This window comes from Bartonella sp. CL25QHWL, from assembly GCF_042195335.1.
Taxonomy (GTDB): domain Bacteria; phylum Pseudomonadota; class Alphaproteobacteria; order Rhizobiales; family Rhizobiaceae; genus Bartonella.
This window is the reverse complement of record NZ_JBHIOE010000025.1, coordinates 1,098-5,332: the sequence shown is the minus strand read 5'-3', so window position 1 is coordinate 5,332 and position 4,235 is coordinate 1,098. Positions and strand designations below refer to the sequence as shown.

General features: G+C 48.5%; 3 protein-coding genes and 1 pseudogene. All 4 read left to right on the top strand.

What is annotated here, in order from left to right; genetic code table 11:
* Window positions 1-652: chromosome partitioning protein (locus tag ACFILY_RS08715; RefSeq protein ID WP_375673328.1), on the top strand; the 652-nt coding region annotated here is incomplete at its 5' end.
* Window positions 649-1,107, top strand: a complete 459-nt coding sequence (locus tag ACFILY_RS08710) for a hypothetical protein (RefSeq protein WP_375673326.1) — start codon at window positions 649-651, stop codon at window positions 1,105-1,107. The genes ACFILY_RS08715 and ACFILY_RS08710, both read left to right, overlap by 4 nt.
* Complete coding sequence (locus ACFILY_RS08705) at window positions 1,104-3,086, top strand: transposase domain-containing protein (RefSeq protein ID WP_375673324.1); 1,983 nt, start codon at window positions 1,104-1,106, stop codon at window positions 3,084-3,086. The genes ACFILY_RS08710 and ACFILY_RS08705 overlap by 4 nt, the downstream gene beginning before the upstream one ends.
* A gap of 346 nt (window positions 3,087-3,432) precedes the next feature.
* A pseudogene (locus ACFILY_RS08700) lies at window positions 3,433-4,235 on the top strand (AAA family ATPase); the annotation flags it as partial.

Genomic DNA, 4,235 nt, shown 5'->3' with positions numbered 1-4,235 from the left:
AGGCTATAGCGAAATTGATGCGGTTGTGGTGCAGGCGGATAAGGACAATGCTGCGCTTTTAGAGGTTGCTGAAAACCTCTTTCGCAATGAATTGTCAGTGATTGATCGTGCGCTTTTTGTCCAGACTTACCGCGAGTTGTGGGAAAAGAAGTATGGGGAAATTAAGGTTGGTGGGGACGGTAGTAATCAACATAAAGTCAAAAAAGAGCAATTCGGTCAAGTTGACCGAATTGCTCATACCGATGAAGAAAGTGATAAGGGAGTTACTTTTTGCTTTGCTAGACATGTGGCAGATCGCATTGGTTTATCTGAAGAGTCAGTGAGACGACTTAATCGTATTTCCAAGTATTTACAGCCAGAATTACGCTCTGTTTTGCGGGGGACGGCATTGGCGGATAATCAAGCGCAATTGTTGAAGCTTGCCAAGATGGAGCCGGTTGCGCAACGGCGGGTGGCGATTGCTTTGCAACAGGTTGAGGGGGATTTACGGCGGGCTGTTGATTTGGTCAATGGGATTAATACGCCGCCGCAAATTAATGAACAGGAGCGGGTTTTTGCTCAGTTATTGGGTGTTTGGCAGAGAGCGGATGCACAGACACGGGCGCGGTTTTATGATTATTTGAACAAGCAATCGGGGGAGGTGCTGTCATGAAGAGGCATGGTTGCGGGCAGCTTGATTTTTTCCAAAAGCCGGTTTTTCCTTGTCGTGAACCCGTTGCGCAGATTGATTTAGGGCGGTTTCGCTCACGCATTAAGCGTGCGATGGCGCGGGCTTTGAGAGAATGCCGGCATGAGCGCAGTGTGATTGCGGAGCGTATGGCGCATTATTTAGGGATTGGGTGTGTAAGTAAGGCGAGTTTGGATGCTTATGTTGCGGAAAGTAAGCAGGTGGATATTTCCCTGCCACGGTTTAAGGCATTTGTGCGGGCGACAGAGGCATTTTGGCTCTGGGATGAGGTGGTGAGTGAAGATGGATTGTTGCTGTTGCAAGGGGATGAGGCGCGGTTAGCAGAAATTGCGCGGTTGCAGCAGGAACAGCGGGAGATTGCAGTGCGATTGAAAGCCATGCGCGCAACGCCGGTTCGCATTAAAAGGGGGCAGCCATGAAGGAATGGTTTACTATTGCCGAATTGGCTGAGGCAGCTTTGCCAGGGTTGCCGAAAACATATAAAAGTCTTGAAAACCACGGACGGGCATATTGGAGAAAAAACTCTGAACTTTCGAGGAAAGTGGGAGGCAAAACCAAGCCGGTTTGGGAGTATCACATTTCTTTATTGCCGGAGGGGGCGCGGGCGGCGTTGTTGGTGCGGTTTGGTGGGGTTTGTGTAGAAGAAAAGACAGAGAAAAGCGATCAAAAGACAAGTATTTGGGTGCGTTATGAGGGGCTTTCCAAGGCGCATAAAAGGCGCTGTGAAGAGCGTTTGAAGGCACTTTGCTTTTGGGAAGATTTACTCCATGCCGGTATGGGTGTGCATGATGCGGCAAGTTTGAGTGCGGTGCAATTTGGTGTGAGCCGGATGTCGCTTTTTAATTGGCGGCAGATGGTGGAGGGGTATGAGCGCCCTGATTGGTTGGCAGCGCTTGCACCTTGTTATGGTGAGGAGAATGTTTCGCAATTTGCGCCGTGTCATGAGGGGGCGTGGGAGGTTTTTTGTTCGGATTATTTGCGCCCCTCTAAACCTGCTTTTTCGGCGTGTTATCGGCGGATGGTTTCGGTTGCACAGGAGCGGGGTTGGCAGCCCATTCCTTCAGAGCGGGCTTTGCGGCGTCGTTTTAAGGCGCAAATTTCCAAAGCGGTTGTGGTTTTAGCGCGTGAGGGAGAAGAAAAGGCAAAAAAGCTTTATCCAGCCCAACGGCGTGATCGCTCGAGCTTGCATGCACTGCAAGCAGTGAATATGGACGGGCATAAGCTGGATGTTTTTGTTAATGTTCCTTGGACAGAGAAGCCTGTGCGGCTTTATCTGATTGCCATTCAAGATCTTTATTCGGGCAAGATTTTATCGTGGCGCTTGTCAGATGCTGAGACTTGGGAAATCGTTCGTTTGGTGATTGGGGACATGGTGGAAGCTTATGGGATACCGGAGCGTATGACCTTGGATAATGGGCGTGCTTTTACCAGCAAGTGGATTTCTGGAGGTGTGCAAAACCGTTTTCGTTTTAAGATTAAGCCGGATGATCCGCAGGGGCTTTTGACGAGTTTGGGTGTGCAATTGCAATGGACCACCCCTTATAGCGGACAGTCTAAACCGATTGAGCGGGCATGGCGTGATCTGGCAGAAGCGATTTCCAAACATCCCTTTTGTGCAGGGGCTTATACGGGCAATAAACCGGATGCCAAGCCTGAAGATTACGGCAAGCGCGCGATAGGATTTGAAGCGTTTAAAGCCCATGTTGGTGCGCAAATTGTGGCGCATAATGCGCAAGCAGGGCGCAAAGCGGTTAATTGTGCGGGGCGCAGTTTTGATGAGACCTTTACAGAGAGCTTGCAAGCCGAGGGGACGATTATTCGGCAAGCAACGGCAGCACAACGGGCTTTATGGCTTTTAACCCCTGAGGCATTGCGTGCGCAAAAGGGTACGGGCGAGATCCATTTTTATGGCAATCGTTATTGGGCGCGGGCGTTGAATGAGCATGCGGGGAAAAAAGTGATTGTACGCTTTGATCCGGATAATTTGCATCAAGATTTACGGGTTTATGATTTGAACAATCGGTTGCTTTGTTTGGCACCATGCCTTTCTGATGTAGGTTTTTATGACCAGCAGGCGGCGCGCTTGAATGGGCGTTTGCGTAAAGAATATGTGAAGGCTGTTAAAGCAGAAAAACAGTTGGCAGCAAAGCTTGCGCCTGATCACTTGGCCGATGTTTATGGTCGCCTTGAGAAAAAGGATGAAGCGTTCAAATCTAAGCTTCCGATAAAGCCAAAGGTGAGCCGCTTGATGCCAAACAATGTGGGGAATTTAGCTTTGAAAGCAGACGATGATGAGGCTTTGGGGGAGGAAGAATTCAGTCAACACTTGCATAAAGCTTTGAGAAAGCTTTCCGCCTCTGATGAGGGGCGTGAGGTGATCAAGTTTCCCAAGCAATAGAATAAGGAAATAGGAAAAGAGAGGGGGGGTTTATAAGAATTCTCAAAAGGAAGCTGGTTTTGTATCGCGTATCAGCTTGAAGCGTTAACAAAGAAAGGGGGGGAGGAATCTTAATCCTTTAAAAGTCTAATCAATACATGAAGTTTCTAGGTATCTTTGCCTGATCGGGAGAGATGCGTGGAGTTAGCAAGTTCCCTGATGTGTGAGAAAGAGAGGGGATTTGCAAGGTTAGCCGTTTTAGTATCGCGTACGGCTTTTAAATGTTCATTCTAAAGACAAAAGAAAGGGGCGGGTGGGAGCCCTTCCCCTTATCAATAGTCTAAAATCAATACAGAGGGGAATATACATGAAAAACGCGATAAATGCAACGGTCGATAAAAATCCTTGGGCGCGACCTAAAATCCAGCCCAATGGAACAGCACAAAACCGCAACAGTGATGACATTGCTTTATGGAATGAGCTTGTGGATTCAGTCAGAGCTTTGGGGCAAATGAATGATTGGTCGAAAGCAGAGGTGGCGCGGCGCATAGGCATGCCGGATGGGACGTTTTCGCAATGGTATGCGGGCAGTTATGCGGGGCAATTGGGGAAGCAAAATGCAAAGGTTCAACAATGGGTTGAGGTTTTAAAGGAAACGGCGGGGTTTTTGGAGCGCATTCCTGAAAAACCAGCCTTTCAGAGGAATCGAATTGCCAGTGAGATTATTGATACTTTAACACTGGCACAAAGTACGGGGGATATGGTGATGATTACGCTTGATGCGGGCAGTGGTAAGACCGAAACCTGCCGCCATTATCGCTCTACCCGCCCGCATGTTTATTTGGTGACAGCCAGCCCGCATACGCGCAGTGTTCACGGTATTTTGAATGATATGGCAGCAGAATTGGAAGTGGTGGAATATAATCCCACCCGCTTAACGCGTGCGATTGGTAAGAAATTAGAGCGCGTGGGCAGTGGCACGTTGTTGATTGTTGATGAAGCGCAAAATTTAACGGATGAGGCGATTAATCAGTTGCGCCACTTTGTTGATATTAATGGTACGGGGTTGGCTTTGGTTGGCAATGAAGAAATCGCTGGACGGTTTGTTCATCCACAGAATGTGACTTCATGTGCGCAAATTAATTACCAAGTTGCATCGTATTAGAAATG

Bases quoted from the DNA above. Each gene is read 5' to 3' on its own strand.
- ACFILY_RS08705 (WP_375673324.1), top strand. From the start codon at position 1,104: ATGAAGGAATGGTTTACTATTGCCGAATTGGCTGAGGCAGCTTTGCCA.
- ACFILY_RS08710 (WP_375673326.1), top strand. From the start codon at position 649: ATGAAGAGGCATGGTTGCGGGCAGCTTGATTTTTTCCAAAAGCCGGTT.